Origin of the sequence: Nonomuraea longicatena, assembly GCF_039525605.1 — a bacterium.
Taxonomy (GTDB): domain Bacteria; phylum Actinomycetota; class Actinomycetes; order Streptosporangiales; family Streptosporangiaceae; genus Nonomuraea; species Nonomuraea longicatena.
Window position 1 is genome coordinate 79,768 of record NZ_BAAAHQ010000020.1, and the last position, 13,582, is coordinate 93,349.

Genomic DNA, 13,582 nt, shown 5'->3' on the forward strand with positions numbered 1-13,582 from the left:
GGGCTGGCGGCCGCGCTGGCGAGCGCGTTCGCTCGCGACCTGGCCGCGCGGCTGGCACCCACACCCGTGCGGTTGTTCGACGAGCGGCTGACCACGGTCGCGGCCCAGCAGGGGTTGCGCGCCAGTGGCGTGAAGGCCAAGAAGCAGCGCGGGGTGGTCGATCAGGCGGCCGCCGTCGTACTCCTGCAGGACGCGCTCGACTCCGAGCGCGCCACCGGCAGACCTCCAGGCAGACCCGTCGATCCGCCCGGTGTGGCGGACGACGGGGCTGGGCAGTGAGCGTCGGCCGCCCCCCGGCAGACGACTCAACCGACCCCACCGGCCCGCTCACGCGATCTGGAGCCGATTCCACCGGTCCGCTCGCGCGACCCGAGGCCGATTCCACCGGTCCGCTCGCGCGACCCGAGGCCGATCCCGTCGGCTCGCTCGCGCGATCTGAGGCCGGTCCCATCGGCGAAGCCGAGCAGCCGTCCTCAGGGACGGCCGCTCAGGCACGCCTTCCGGAGCAGCCGGACCCGCCCCGGCCTCCGGAGGACTCGCCCGGTACGGCACCCGCCACTGCGGACGCCCGGACTTCGGCCCCGGAATCCGGCGGTCAGCCCTCGTCCCCGACGACGGACAGCCGGTCTTCGGCTCCGGAGGACGAGCCCGGCACGGCGGCTGTGATCACACCGGCCCCGGCGGCCCGCGACGAGACCGATCCGGCCCCCACACCTGAGGCGGCCAGGGAGACCGACGACGGCGGGGCCGAAGCATGGGAGGTCGCTCCCGAACCTTCGGAGCTGTCGCTGGCCGACGAACTGCTCGACGAGTCGGACGAGATCGGCGAGACCGCTCCGATGCCCGTAGCCCGCGCGTCGGAGGGCCGTACCAAGGCGCTGGTCCTCGCCGGGGTGGCCGCCACGGTGCTCGCCGTCGGCGTCGGCTGCTACACGGTCGTCAAGCCGTACGTGGCCCCGGACGACTTCGAGGGGGGCGGCAGCGGCGCGGTGACCGTACGGATCGATCCCGGAGCCACGGCCGGAGAGGTGGGCGCGACGCTGACGGCGGCCGGGGTGGTGGCGAGCGCGCGCTCGTTCATCAACGCCACCGAGGAGAAGTCGGTCGCCGACCGGCTGCGTCCCGGGCACTACCGCCTGCGCAAGGGCATGGCGGCGGGCGCGGCGGTGGACCTGCTGCTGACGCCGTCGTCGCGGGTGGTGAAGCGGGCGACGATCCCGGAGGGCATGCGCGCGGGCGAGGTCTACCAGCGGATATCGCAGCAGAGCGGGCTGCCGGTGCGCGACTTCCAGGCGGTCGACACCGACCTGCTCGGGCTGCCCGAGTACGCGAGGGGAGTCGAGGGCTTCCTGTTCCCCGCCACGTACGAGGTGGAACCGGGCACCACGGCACCGGACCTGCTGGCCGCGATGGTGGACCGGTTCGAGGTCGCGGCGAAGAAGGTTCACCTGGCCGAGCGGGCGGCCGAGATCGGGCTGACGCCGCTGGAGGCCGTGATCGTGGCCAGCCTGGTGCAGGCCGAGGGCGGCAGGGACAGCGACTATCCGAAGATCGCTAGGGTGATCTACAACCGGCTCAGGGACGGCAGGCCGCTGGAGATCGACTCGACGGTCCTCTACGCCCAGAGCCGCAGGACGCTCAAGGTCTCGATCAAGGACACAAAGGTGCGTTCGCCGTACAACACGTACATGCGCGCCGGGCTGCCTCCGGGGCCGATCGCCAACCCGGGGGAGAAGGCACTCATGGCTGCCCTCCACCCGGCAGAGGGCGATTGGTACTGGTTTGTTACAACTAATCCGGCGCATAGAATCACGAAATTCACTGATAAAGAGAGCGAGTTCGTGAGATACCGGGAAGAGTTGAACCAATACCTCGGGACAAACTGATGCTCGTCGGGACACCCCCCACCTCGCACGGGAACCTCCTGCGAGTCCCCGCCGAAGGGGCACAAGCGCTCTCCGTGTCCCCTAGCATGGCTACCCAGAGTGATCCCCGCTGGTCGCCGATACGCGACCGGCGGCTCCCCCCGTTTCGCTCGGTAACCCCCACCGGTGTTGACGCCGGACCGGCCCTACCGGGAGATTGGCCTGCGCAGCTATGAATGATGTCGACATGGACTTCCTCCTCGGTTCCGAGGACGAGGGCGCCCGCCCTCGCCGCGGCGGCGGTCGCCGGGGCCGCCGTCGGCGACGCCGGCGTAACCGGGGCCGCTTCCTGGCCCCGCTGCTCGCACTGATCGTTCTGATCGGCATCCTGGGAGGCGGCGGCTACTACGGCTACCTGTGGGTGAGCGACCGCCTGATCCCCGACGACTACACCGGTGAGGGCACCGGCGAGGTCGCCCTGGAGATCAAATCGGGCATGAGCGCCACGGACGTCGCGGAGGAACTCCAGCGCCTGGGCGTCGTCGCCGACTCGCGCGCCTTCGTCAACGCCATCGAGAACTCCGGCAAGAGCAGCGCCCTGGTGCCCGGCCACTACACCCTGCGCCAGAAGATGGCCGCCGCCTCCGCCGTGAAGCTGCTCGACGACGGCAACCGCCAGTTCATTCCCGTGACGCTGAAGGAGGGCCTGCGGCTCAGCGACACCATCAAGGAACTGGCCGAGAAGACCAAGGTCCCGGCGAAGGACCTGCAGGCGGCGGCCAAGAAGCGAGAGGAACTCGGCCTGCCGGGTTACACCAAGGGACGGCTGGAGGGCTACGCGTTCCCCGCGACCTATCAGTTCCCGCCCAATGCCAAGGCCGAAGAGATTCTGGGCAAGATGGTCGACCGCTTCAAGGAGTCGGCCGACAAGCACGGCCTCGAGGACTCCGCCAAGCAGATGGGCTACACCCCGCACCAGATCATCATCATCGCCAGCATCGTCCAGGCCGAGGCGGGCCGGGTGGAGGACATGGCGAAGATCTCCCGGGTGATCTACAACCGGCTGGCCAGCGAGCCGCCGATGAAGCTGCAGATGGACAGCACGGTCATGTACGCGCTCAACAAGTACGGCCACAGCGCCACCTACGCCGAGCTGAAGACTCCCTCGAAGTACAACACCTACGAGCATCTCGGCCTGCCGCCCGGCCCCATCGCCAACCCCGGCGACCACGCGATCGAGGCGGCGCTCAACCCGGCCGACGGCTCGTGGAAGTGGTTCGTCGCCACCAACCCGGAGAAGAGCAACGTCACGAAGTTCGCCTCCACCGACGCGGAGTTCCAGGAGCTCATGCGCGAGTTCAAGGCCAACGGCTACTGAGCGCGACAGGCGGCGGGCGATAGAGTCCTCTCGCACGACGGAGAGAGGGGCATGATGCGGGCCGCGGTCCTGGGGTCGCCCATCGCGCACTCGTTGTCGCCGCACCTGCACAGGGCGGCCTACCGGGCGATGGGCCTGGACGAGTGGCGCTACGACGCGTTCGAGTGCGACGAGGCGGGCCTGCCCGCGATGCTCGCCGGGATGGGCGCCGAATGGGCGGGGCTTTCGCTGACGATGCCGCTCAAACGCGCGGTGCTCCCGCTGGTGGACACGGTCTCCGACCTCGCGGTCGCCGTCGGGGGCGCCAACACGGTGATCTTCCGGGGCGGCCGCAGCCACGGTGACAACACCGACGTGTACGGCATCCGCCAGGCGCTGGCCGAGGCCGGGGTGCCCGCGCCGCGCTCGGCGACCGTACTCGGTGGGGGGGCGACCGCGGCCTCGGCGCTCGCGGCGCTGCGCGAACTCGACCTGGGCGAGGCGACCCTGGTCGTCCGCGATCCGGCCCGCGCGGGTGAGACCGCCGCCGTGGCCGAGCGGCTGGGCATGACGCTGGCGGTCGAGACCTTCGACAAGCTCGACACCGCCGTCCGCGCCGACCTGGTGGTCTCGACGCTGCCCGGCTCGGCGGCGGACGCCTACGCGCCCCTGCTGGCGGGGGTGCCCGCGCTGTTCGACGTGGTCTACTCCCCGTGGCCGACCCGCGCCGCGACGGCCGTACGGCAGGCGGGCGGCACGGTGGTCGGCGGGTTCGCGATGCTGCTGCACCAGGCGGTGCTCCAGGTGCGGTTGATGACCGGCCGCGAGGACGTCCCCGTCGAGGCGATGAGAGCCGCCGGAGAGGCGGAGATCCGGCGGCGGACAGCCGCCGACCAGGGGGATGATTCGAGGAAGTGACGTTGTTGTGGTAGCGTAACTCCCTGATCGGTCCGGCATTCTTGCTGGACGCGCAAGCGGAGGTCTCCCTCCCACCTGAGTCGCCATCAGGCGTCCGGGTCCAGGATCACGCCGGATCACTCCGGGGAGCTTACGGCCACGCAGCCGAAGAGCTCAGTGGCCCCGCATGCGCGACGTGCGGGGCTTTCCGCGTTGCGGAGGCCCCCGGCACGACGAGCACGTAGGGATCGCAAACCTAGGAGGCCCCATCAGCACTGAGCCCCGCATCAACGAGCGTATCCGAGTTCCCGAGGTTCGCCTCGTGGGCCCGAACGGCGAGCAGGTCGGCATCGTCTCCATCCACGACGCGCTGAAGCTCGCCCAGGAGGCCGACCTCGACCTCGTCGAGGTCGCGGCGACGGCTCGACCGCCCGTGTGCAAGCTCATGGACTACGGCAAGTTCAAGTACGAGTCCGCGATGAAGGCGCGCGAGGCGCGCAAGAATCAAGCGCACACGATCATCAAGGAGATCAAGCTCCGGCCGAAGATCGACCCGCACGACTACGAGACCAAGAAGGGTCACGTGGTGCGGTTCCTCAAGGCGGGAGACAAGGTCAAAGTCACGATCATGTTCCGTGGCCGTGAGCAGTCCAGGCCGGAACTCGGCTTCCGGTTGCTGCAGCGGCTCGCCGAGGACGTCCAGGAGCTCGGATTCGTCGAGTCCCAGCCCAAGCAGGACGGCCGAAACATGATCATGGTGATCGGTCCGCACAAGAAGAAGGCCGAGGCCAAAGCCGAGAAGGCGGCGGCAAAGGCCCGTGACACCGCGGAAGCTTCCACGCCGGAAGCTTGACCCGCTGGTCGGGTTAGCCTTGCACGGCACCCCCGAACAGTCACCGCCCAGACGAGGAACCAGGCCGGGCCTTTCGGCACCGGCCCGGTCACCGGCACGGGAGAGCCCGCCGGAGGCGCCCTTCGGGAGCGCCCGGCGGGCTGGTCCCGGCTAACTGAGAAGTGAGGGAGACGGCGACATGCCGAAGATGAAGACGCACAGCGGTGCGAAAAAGCGGTTCCGGCTCACCGGCACCGGCAAGGTCAAGCGCCGTCGTGCCGCCCGCGCGCACTACAACGAGTGGAAGTCCTCCACGCTGACGCGCCGTCTCAAGAGCGAAGTCGTGGTTTCGGTCAACGACGTCAAGAAGATCAAGAAGCTGCTCGCCAAGTAGCGCGCAACCCCCGGGGAGAACAACATGGCACGCGTGAAGCGGGCGCTCAACGCCAAGAAGAAGCGCAAGGTCATCCTCGAGCGGGCCACGGGTTACCGTGGTCAGCGTTCGCGGTTGTACCGCAAGGCCAAGGAGCAGATGCTCCACTCGATGACTTACGCCTACCGCGACCGGAAGGATCGCAAGGGCGCTTTCCGCCGTCTGTGGATCCAGCGGATCAACGCCGCAGCCCGTCAGAACGGCATGACGTACAACCGTCTGATCCAGGGTCTGCGCCTGGCCGGCATCGAGGTCGACCGTAAGATCCTCGCCGACCTCGCGGTCAACGACAGCCAGACCTTCGCCACGCTCGTCGAGGCCGCCAAGAAGGCGCTGCCCGCGAACGTGAACGCTCCGGCCGCGAGCTGAGGCTCTACGTCAAGGGCCCACCCCGGTGGGCCCTTTTTGCATGGGTACGGCAATGGCGAGCAGTGGGAGACAGGTCATGGTGGGCTCCGAGCTGACCAACATCAGGGCGCCGAGGGTGAAGGCGGCCAGGCGGCTGGCCAAACGCTCCTTCCGCGAGCAGGACCGCAGGTTCCTGGCGGAGGGGCCGCAGGCCGTGCGCGAGGCGCTCAAGCTCGACGGCGTGACCCTCGAACTGTTCGCCACGGCCGAGGCCGAGCAGCGCCACGCCGACCTCGTGGCGCAGGCGTTGGCCCAGGGGGTGCCCGTCCATCGGGCCAGCGGCGAGGTGATGGCCGAGTTGTCGCAGACGGTCACGCCACAGGGGCTGCTGGCGATCTGCGGCTTCGTCCACGTGCCGCTGGAGACGGCGCTCGCCGGCGGGCCGAAGCTGGTCGCGGTGCTCGCCCACGTCCGCGATCCGGGCAATGCGGGCACCGTGATGCGGGCCGCCGACGCGGCAGGGGCCGACGCAGTGGTGTTCACCGACGCGTCGGTCGATCCGTACAACGGCAAGTGTGTGCGCGCCAGTGCCGGGAGCCTGTTCCACCTGCCGGTCGTGATCGGCAGCCCGGTCGCGCGGGCCGTACACGAGCTGAAGGCGGCCGGGCTGCGGGTGCTGGCGGCCGACGGCGCGGGGGAGCGCACCCTCGACGACGTCGAGCTGGACCTGCCGACCGCCTGGATCTTCGGCAACGAGGCGTGGGGGCTGCCCGAGGACGTCCGCGCCCTCGCGGACGAGGTCGTCCGGGTACCCATTTACGGACAAGCCGAGAGTCTCAACCTCGCGACGGCGGCCGCCGTGTGTCTCTACGCCTCCGCCCGGGTTCAGCGGGTGCCCTAGAGCCCCGGAAACCCGCTATTGTCGGCCATGGAGCTGGAGGAGGCGGGGTCGTGCACGGCGAAGACAGCGAACGACGCGCGGTATCTACCGTGTCCACTGTGCCTGCCGCTACCCATGCGCCACCCCCACTCCACGTCGCCATCGACGACCTGCCCGACGGGCTCATCGTCAGCGACCGGCTCGGCCGCATCCTGGCCGTCAACCACGCCGCCACCCGCCTGACCGGGGTCGGCGCCGAGCAGGCCCTCGGCCGCGACATGGCCGAGGTCTTCCCGTTCCGCGACAACGACGGCCGCGAGTGGTGGAAGGCCCTCGACGCGCCGGGCGGCCTGCGCATCCGCACCCGCATTCCGGAGCAGTCCCTGCACCTGCCCGGCGGGCCGGAGCTGTACGTCTCGGCCCGGCTCGTGCGCAGGCCCGCCCGCTCCGGCGACGTCGAACGCGTGACGATCATGCTGCGTGACAGCGGCGCCCGCGCCCGGCTGGAGCGCAGTCGCGCCAACCTGGTCTCGACGGTCGCCCACGAGCTTCGCTCGCCGCTCACGAGCGTCAAGGGCTTCACCGCGACGCTGCTGGCCAAGTGGGCTCACCTCACCGCCGAGCAGAAGCTGGTCATGCTCGAGACCATCAACACCGACGCCGACCGGGTGACCCGGCTGATCACCGAGCTGCTCGACGTCTCCCGCATCGAGTCGGGGCGTCTGAAGATCCACCGGCAGGTCGTCGACCTGCCCGGCCGGGTGCGCCGCCTCATCGCGGGCCGGGTCGCGGCCGGAGAGACCGAGGACCGTTTCCGGCTCGTCGTGTCCGCCGATCTGCCCGAGACCTGGCTCGACCAGGACAAGATCGACCAGATTCTGGGTAATCTGGTGGAGAACGCCTTGCGTCACGGTCTCGGAACCGTGACGATCGAGGTCCAATCCGTCGACTGGGGAGTAGCGGTGTCCGTACGCGACCAGGGCAAGGGCGTCGAGCCCGAGCTGGCCGCGCACGTCTTCCGCCAGTTCTGGCGTGGCAACAGCCGCAGGCGCGGCGGCACCGGTTTGGGCCTGTTCATCGTCAAGGGCCTGGTCGAGGCCCACGGCGGCACCATCGCCGTGCAGCGTGCGCCCGAGGGCGGGGCGGAGTTCCGATTTACCATGCCCGCCGGCGCGCCCGAATTCGCCTGACCGGGTCGCGATCGGTGGGCCGGGCCTTCGCCCCCACTAGACTCGTTCACGCTCAAGCCCTGGATTGGGAGCTCTCTCTTGTCTGACTACGATCCCGTCGAGGTGACCCCGTTGCACGCCGACGAGGTGTCCCGGATGGAGGCCGACGCCGTAGCGGCGATCAAGGCGGCCGCCGACCTCGACGCACTCAAGCAGGTCCGCCTGGCGCACGCGGGTGACCGTTCGCCCATCGCGCTCGCCAACCGCGAGATCGGCGTCCTGCCCCCGGCCGCCCGCGCCGAGGCCGGAAAGCGCGTCGGCACCGCCCGCAAGGCGATCAACGAGGCGCTGGCGGTCCGCCAGTCCGAGCTGGAGCTCGAACGCGACGCCCGCGTGCTCGTCGAGGAGGCCGTCGACGTCACCCTGCCGTGGGACCGGCGCCCGCGCGGCGCCCGCCACCCGCTCACCACCATGCAGGAGCGCGTGGCCGACACCTTCGTCGCGATGGGCTACGAGGTGGCCGAGGGGCCGGAACTCGAAGGCGAGTGGTTCAACTTCGACGCCCTCAACATCTCCAAGGACCACCCGGCCCGCTCCGACCACGACACCTTCTTCGTCGAGTCGACCGACTCCGGCATGGTCATGCGCACCCAGACCAGCCCGGTACAGGTCCGCGCGCTCCTGCAGCGCGGCGTGCCCTGCTACGTGATCTCGCCGGGCAAGACCTTCCGCACCGACGAACTCGACGCCACCCACACCCCGGTCTTCCATCAGGTCGAGGGGCTGGCCGTCGACGAGGGCCTGACGATGGCCCACCTGAAGGGCACCCTCGACCGCTTCGCCGAGGTCATGTTCGGCGAGGGCATCACCACCCGCTTCCGCCCGCACTACTTCCCGTTCACCGAGCCGTCGGCCGAGATGGACCTGAAGTGCTTCGTGTGCCGGGGCGCCAGCGCGGTGCCGGGCAACCCGCCGTGCCGCACCTGCAAGAGCGAGGGCTGGATCGAGTGGGGCGGCTGCGGCATGGTCAACCCGCGCGTGCTCGTGGCCGGCGGCGTCGACCCCGCCCGCTACAGCGGCTTCGCGTTCGGTATGGGCATCGAGCGCACGCTGATGTTCCGTCACAACGTCGCGGACATGCGCGACATGGTCGAGGGCGACGTACGTTTCACGCTCCCGTTCGGAATGGAGATCTGATGAAGGCCCCGCTTTCCTGGCTGCGGGAGTACGTCGATCTTCCGCCGGTCACCGCTCAGGAGGTCGCCGACCGCCTGACCGCCGCCGGGCTCAAGCTCGAACGGATCGTCTCGCACGGCCACGACGTCAAGAACGTCGTCGTCGGAGAGGTCCTCGAGATCGAGGAGCTCACCGGTTTCAAGAAGCCGATCCGCCACTGCAAGGTCGAGGTCGGCGAGGCCACCCCGCGCGAGATCGTCTGCGGCGCGACCAACTTCGTCGTCGGCGACCGCGTGCCCGTGGTCCTGCCCGGCGGTGTGCTGCCCGGCGGCTTCGAGGTCGGCGCCCGCAAGACCTACGGCCGCCTGTCCGAGGGCATGATCTGCTCCGAGCGCGAACTCGGCCTCGGCGACGACCACGACGGCATCATGGTGCTGCCCTCCGGCACCCCGATCGGCACCGACGTGGTCGAACTCCTCGGCCTGCGCGACGAGGTCATCGAACTGGAGATCTCCCCCGACATCAGCTACGCGATGTCGATGCGGGGCGTGGCCCGCGAGGCGGCCATCGCCTTCGACGTGCCCTTCCGCGACCCGGCCGACCTGCGGCCCGAGGCCGCGACCGACGAAGCCTGGCCCGCGTGGATCGCCGACCCGAGCGCCTGCGACCGCTTCGTGCTGCGCGAGGTCCGCGACTACGATCCGGCGGCGGCCTCGCCGCTGTGGATGCGCACCCGCCTCACCCGCGCCGGCATGCGCCCGGTGTCGCTGGCCGTCGACGTCACCAACTACGTGATGCTGGAGATGGGCCAGCCGCTGCACGCCTTCGACCGCGCCAAGCTCACCGGCGAGATCGTCGTACGGCGGGCGGAGCCGGGCGAGCGGCTGGAGACGCTCGACCACGTCGTGCGCGACCTGCACCCCGACGACATCCTGATCACCGACCAGTCCGGCCCGATCTCGATGGCGGGCACGATGGGCGGCCTGTCCACCGAGATCTCCGACACCACCACCGACGTGGTGATCGAGGCGGCGCACTTCTCCGCGCCCGGCATCTCCCGCGAGTCCCGCACCCACAAGCTGGTGTCGGAGTCGTCCAAGCGCTTCGAGCGCGGCGTCGACCGCGAACTGCCGCTGGTCGCCACCTGGCGGGCGGCGGCGCTGCTGGCCGAACTCGGCGGTGCGAGCATCCACCCGGGGCTCACCCACGTCGAGGTCGAGGTCGACCCGGGCCGCATCGCGATCCCGGTGAGCTACCCCGGCAGGGTCGCCGGTGTCCCGTACTCCAGGCAGAGCGTGGTGCACCGCCTGGAGCAGATCGGCTGCCTCGTCGCCGACGGCGACGACCCGGCCGTGCGCCGGGGCGGCGTCGAGCCCACCGCGGTCGTCAGCGGCGGTGAGATCGCGGCCCGGCTGGCGGTCACCGGCGACGACATGATCACGGTCACGCCGCCGTCGTGGCGCACCGACCTGACCGACCCGGCCGACCTGGCCGAGGAGGTCATCCGGCTCGAAGGCTACGACGCACTGCCGTCCGTGCTGCCCAAGGCCCCCGCCGGTGCCGGCCTGACCGAGCACCAGCGGCTGCGCAGGCGGGCCGGCCGCGCGCTGGCGGCGGCCGGGTACGTCGAGGTGCTCGCCTACCCGTTCATGGGTACGGCCGACCTCGACAACCTGCTGCTGCCCGGCGACGACGCCCGACGCCGCGCCACCAGGCTGGCCAACCCGATCTCCGACGACGAGCCGCTGCTGCGCACCACGTTGCTGCCCGGCCTGCTCAAGACCCTGGTCCGCAACATCGGCCGGGGCTTGGCCGACGCGGCCCTGTTCGAGTCCGGCCTGGTCTACCGGCCGCAGGAAGGCGCTCCCGCCACCGCCCCCGTTCTCGGCGTCGAGCGGGCGCCCGACGCCGCCGAACTCGACTCCATCGCCGCCGCGTTGCCCGCCCAGCCCGAACGGCTCGCGGTCGTGCTCGCCGGCGAGTTCGAGCGCTCCGGCTGGTGGGGCAAGGGCAGGCAGGCCGGCTGGGCCGACGCCGTCGAGGCCGCCCGCGTGGTGGCCGAGGAGGCCGGGGTCGAACTGACCGTCAGCGCCGACCGGCACGAGCCGTGGCATCCCGGCCGCTGCGCCGCCCTCCACGTGGGCGACCGGCTCGTCGGTCACGCGGGCGAACTCCACCCGAGGGTCGTCGAGGCGTACGGCCTGCCGCCGCGCACCTGCGCGATGGAACTGGAGCTGTCGGCCCTGGTGCCACCCGGCCCCGCCGAGGCCCCCGCCGTGTCCGCCTACCCGGTCGCCACCCAGGACGTCGCCCTCATCGTGCCCGCTGCCACGCCCGAGCACGCGGTCGCCGACGCGCTGCGCGAGGGCGCGGGTGCGCTTCTTGAGTCGATCCGGCTCTTCGACGTCTACATGGGGGCGCAGGCGGGCGAGGGCAACAAGTCCCTGGCCTACACCCTGCGTTTCCGCGCCCCCGACCGCACGCTGACGGTCGAGGAGACGACGGCCGCCCGCGACGCGGCGGTCGCGGTCGCGGCCGAGCGCCTGGGCGCGCGGCTGCGCGGCGCCTGAGCCGAAGTGAAAGGGCCCGGCTCGGGCCCTTTCACGTGTGAGCCGCTCAGAGGTGGTCGATCTCGGCGAGGTCGACGTCGATGTCGAACGGCACGGCCAGCTTGAGCCGGTCGTGGTGGACCCCGGTGACCGTGTACGCCTTGGTCCACTCGTCGAGTTCGTGCACGTGGACGACCGGACGGCCCTCCTGGGACTCGACCCGCCAGAAATGCGGGATACCGGCTCGCGCGTAGAGCACGGGCTTACGGTCGCGGTCGCGGGTCTTCGACTCGGGGGAGACCACCTCGACGGCCAGAACGACGTCTTGCGCCTGGTAGAACGTGGCCTCACTGCGGATCTCCGCCCCCGGCCCCAGCACGATCAAGTCGGGCTCCGGCCGCTGATCGTCGGCCAGGCGGATGCTCATCTCCCTGCGGACACGGTGATCGGCCGGCAGGGTGCGCAGAAGTCCAGCGTGCAACAGGAAGAGCGTGGACGTGTGGAAGTCTCGCTGTTGGCTCACGAAGACCAAGCTTCCGTCAATCAACTCCGTGTGCGCAGGCAAATGCGGAATGCGATCGAGATCGTCGGCGACGAAGCCCTGGGGCGGAGGGAAGACCCAGCCGGGAAGTGACGGCGACTTGCTGTCTGGCGTCTCCGGGTCGCGGAGTGACGCTGGCTTGCGGGCTGGCATTTCCGGGTCGGGACCTGACGCTGGCGTGTGGTCGTGCATCTCCGGGCTCACCACTTCGGCGGTCATGGCTCTACGGTAGCAATCTACGTCCATCCTGCCCGGAAGTTGAGGAGGGAAGCGTGCGGCACCTGCTTGTGTTCGCCGAGCGCGACGACGCCGAAGAGGTCGCGCAGACGCTCGGCGAGTGGTTCGGCCAGGTGCCCAGAGTGGTGCGCGAGACCCTCGCGGGCGAGGACGACGCCGAGGACGCCCAGTGGGTCGTGGTGGCCGAGGCCGTACCGGGAGCCGACGTGCCCAGGCTGGACGCGCTGGCGGCCGAGTACGACGGCTGGCGCGAGCCGGAGAACTGAGCAGGGCCCCTCCCCGGCGGGGGAGAGGCCCTGGTCGGGGCGGCGGTCAGGAGGGCACCTTGTCCAGGAATCCGAGGACCCGCTGGATCCGGCCGTCCTCGGCCAGTTGCACCACGTCGAAACCGATCGCGACCGGCTCGCCGCCCTCCGGGCCGAGATGCCAGGTGAAGCGGGCGATGTCGTGGTGGGCCTCGAACACCGTCCCGGCGGTGAAGAGCAGGCCGGGGAACATGCCCTGGGCTCCGGCGATCACGGCCGCGATGCCCTCGTGGCCCTCGACGGTGGCGAGCGGATCGGTGTAGGTGCCGTCCTCGGTCCAAAGCTCGGCCACGGCTGCGGTACGGGCGGCGGAGTCCGTCTCGTTCCAGGTGGCCAGGTAGCGCTCGACGATCTCGTTCATCTCTTGTCTCTCCTTCGGGCTCAGCTCGCGGCCTTGCGCAGGCCGGTCACCTGCAGTGCGGCGAACGCTCCGACGACGGCCGCCTGCATGACGGCCCAGATCGCGCCGATGGTGGTGAAGGCGAGCAGGCCGAAGATCACCGCCGCGACGCTGCCGATCGTCCAGGCCGAGTTCATGGCGATGAAGGTCTTGGTGCCGCCGACGCTGATCTCACGGCGGGCGGCCAGGGCGCCGACGGCGAGGCCGTACAGGACGAGGAAGACGCCGATCCCCCGCAACAGGCCGGTGTCCGGGCCGAGCAGGTCGCTGACCAGGGGGGCGGCGATCAGGTAGATCAGGCCGTTGCCGCCGGTGACGACGGCGTCGAGGGTCAGGACGACGCGCAGGAACTTGGTCTTGTTCGCGACGGCGGTGACGGTGCTCATCTGGGGGTTCTCCTCAGTGCTTGGCGGAACAAGACAACCGTGACACCGAGGGCATAGGTCGCGCGATTACGCGCGAGGTAATGGGCGATCGCGGGCGTTCATGCTGCGGGGAGGCGGCGACCGGCCCCCGAGACGACTCGGCAACCCGCCGTTCCGGCGTAAACCCGGGAAACCCGCGCGAGCCTCGGCCCCGCCCGTTACCCTCTC

15 protein-coding genes are annotated in these 13,582 nt (G+C 70.5%); 12 read left to right on the forward strand and 3 right to left on the reverse strand.

Annotation, left to right across the window (positions count from 1 at the left end; genetic code table 11):
• The 11 genes from ruvX to ABD120_RS19590 form a co-directional block, all read left to right on the forward strand.
• The coding region (ruvX, locus tag ABD120_RS19540) for a Holliday junction resolvase RuvX (RefSeq protein WP_343951369.1) at window positions 1–279 on the forward strand (279 nt) is incomplete at its 5' end.
• A gap of 383 nt (window positions 280–662) precedes the next feature.
• Window positions 663–1,886: an endolytic transglycosylase MltG gene (gene mltG, locus ABD120_RS19545; protein ID WP_343951370.1), complete on the forward strand. Its 1,224-nt coding sequence runs from the start codon at window positions 663–665 to the stop codon at window positions 1,884–1,886.
• Between the two features lie 226 nt (window positions 1,887–2,112).
• Window positions 2,113–3,243 (forward strand): endolytic transglycosylase MltG, encoded by a 1,131-nt coding sequence (gene mltG / locus ABD120_RS19550; RefSeq protein WP_343951371.1) that lies wholly within the window; start codon window positions 2,113–2,115, stop codon window positions 3,241–3,243.
• Between the two features lie 54 nt (window positions 3,244–3,297).
• The gene (locus tag ABD120_RS19555) at window positions 3,298–4,140 is read left to right on the forward strand and encodes a shikimate dehydrogenase (RefSeq protein WP_343951397.1); all 843 of its coding nucleotides are present in this window, start codon (window positions 3,298–3,300) and stop codon (window positions 4,138–4,140) included.
• A gap of 175 nt (window positions 4,141–4,315) precedes the next feature.
• A complete protein-coding gene (gene infC, locus ABD120_RS19560) occupies window positions 4,316–4,972 on the forward strand; it encodes a translation initiation factor IF-3 (RefSeq protein ID WP_425564005.1) in 657 nt (218 codons plus the stop codon).
• Window positions 4,973–5,150: 178 nt separating this feature from the next.
• Complete coding sequence (rpmI, locus tag ABD120_RS19565) at window positions 5,151–5,345, forward strand: 50S ribosomal protein L35 (protein ID WP_343951372.1); 195 nt, start codon at window positions 5,151–5,153, stop codon at window positions 5,343–5,345.
• A gap of 24 nt (window positions 5,346–5,369) precedes the next feature.
• On the forward strand, window positions 5,370–5,753 hold the full coding sequence (rplT, locus tag ABD120_RS19570; protein ID WP_343951373.1) for a 50S ribosomal protein L20: 384 nt from the start codon (window positions 5,370–5,372) through the stop codon (window positions 5,751–5,753).
• Window positions 5,754–5,829: 76 nt separating this feature from the next.
• Entirely contained in the window at window positions 5,830–6,633 is an 804-nt protein-coding gene (locus tag ABD120_RS19575; RefSeq protein WP_343951374.1) for a TrmH family RNA methyltransferase, read from the forward strand.
• Between the two features lie 98 nt (window positions 6,634–6,731).
• Complete coding sequence (locus ABD120_RS19580) at window positions 6,732–7,802, forward strand: sensor histidine kinase (protein ID WP_343951375.1); 1,071 nt, start codon at window positions 6,732–6,734, stop codon at window positions 7,800–7,802.
• A gap of 135 nt (window positions 7,803–7,937) precedes the next feature.
• Window positions 7,938–8,978: a phenylalanine--tRNA ligase subunit alpha gene (gene pheS / locus ABD120_RS19585; protein WP_343951399.1), complete on the forward strand. Its 1,041-nt coding sequence runs from the start codon at window positions 7,938–7,940 to the stop codon at window positions 8,976–8,978.
• Window positions 8,978–11,527: a phenylalanine--tRNA ligase subunit beta gene (locus ABD120_RS19590; RefSeq protein WP_343951376.1), complete on the forward strand. Its 2,550-nt coding sequence runs from the start codon at window positions 8,978–8,980 to the stop codon at window positions 11,525–11,527. The genes pheS and ABD120_RS19590 overlap by 1 nt, the downstream gene beginning before the upstream one ends.
• Before the next feature lie 46 nt (window positions 11,528–11,573).
• On the opposite strand, the gene ABD120_RS19595 is transcribed toward ABD120_RS19590, so the two are convergent.
• On the reverse strand, window positions 11,574–12,293 hold the full coding sequence (locus tag ABD120_RS19595; RefSeq protein ID WP_343951377.1) for a Uma2 family endonuclease: 720 nt from the start codon (window positions 12,291–12,293) through the stop codon (window positions 11,574–11,576).
• A gap of 26 nt (window positions 12,294–12,319) precedes the next feature.
• Here ABD120_RS19595 and ABD120_RS19600 point away from each other — a divergent pair, with 26 nt between their 5' ends.
• The gene (locus tag ABD120_RS19600) at window positions 12,320–12,550 is read left to right on the forward strand and encodes a hypothetical protein (protein ID WP_343951378.1); all 231 of its coding nucleotides are present in this window, start codon (window positions 12,320–12,322) and stop codon (window positions 12,548–12,550) included.
• Window positions 12,551–12,596: 46 nt separating this feature from the next.
• Here the strand turns inward: ABD120_RS19600 and ABD120_RS19605 are convergent, their stop codons facing one another.
• Together ABD120_RS19605 and ABD120_RS19610 are read right to left on the reverse strand one after the other, a co-directional pair.
• Entirely contained in the window at window positions 12,597–12,950 is a 354-nt protein-coding gene (locus ABD120_RS19605; protein WP_343951379.1) for a nuclear transport factor 2 family protein, read from the reverse strand.
• Window positions 12,951–12,970: 20 nt separating this feature from the next.
• Entirely contained in the window at window positions 12,971–13,375 is a 405-nt protein-coding gene (locus ABD120_RS19610; protein WP_343951380.1) for a hypothetical protein, read from the reverse strand.
• Window positions 13,376–13,582: the final 207 nt, after the last annotated feature.